The sequence below is a fragment of the Gluconobacter sphaericus NBRC 12467 genome (assembly GCF_006539125.1).
GTDB classification, from domain to species: Bacteria; Pseudomonadota; Alphaproteobacteria; order Acetobacterales; family Acetobacteraceae; genus Gluconobacter; species Gluconobacter sphaericus.
In genome coordinates this window covers 1-601 of record NZ_BJMK01000093.1, presented here as the reverse complement: position 1 = coordinate 601, position 601 = coordinate 1, and the positions used below count along the sequence as shown (strand labels likewise).

At 54.1% G+C, this 601-nt stretch carries 1 pseudogene; it reads left to right on the top strand.

What is annotated here, in order from left to right:
* Positions 1-601, top strand: a pseudogene (locus GSP01_RS14645) (IS5/IS1182 family transposase); the annotation flags it as partial.

Sequence of the window (601 nt, the reverse complement as noted above, 5' to 3'; positions counted from 1 at the left end):
GGGCTGTCTGACCGCGCGCCTGATGCCAAGACTGCCTGGCTGTTCCGGAAACGTCTGACCCAGGCGGGAGCTATTGAAAGACTGTTTGACCGGTTTGATGCTATTCTGCGGAACGCCGGTTATATGCCAATGTCCGGCCAGATCCTGGATGCAACGCTGGTCGCTGCTCCAAAGCAGCGCAATGCAAACGCTGAGAAATCGGATCTCCGGACAGGACGTATCCCCGAAGACTGACAGGACAAGCCGGCAAAGCTGTCGCATAAGGATCGTCATGCACGATGGACACTGAAATTCACGAAAGCAAAACGGCAGGATGACGGGACGATCCCTGCAACAAACCTCGCCATCCCGTTCTTTGGCTACAAATCCAACGTCCCCATCGACCGGAAGTTTCGGTTCATCCGGAAATGGAAGGCAACGGATGCCGCTGCCAGCGATGGCGCCAGACTACGCGCGAGGGCCTGCTGGATAAAATCAATACGGTATCAATGGTTTGGGCAGACACAGCATACCGCTCAAAAGCCAATGAGGACTTTATGGAAAAGCAGGACTTTGTCTCAAAGGTTCACAGAAAAAACCGCATCTCAAACCGATGCCACGA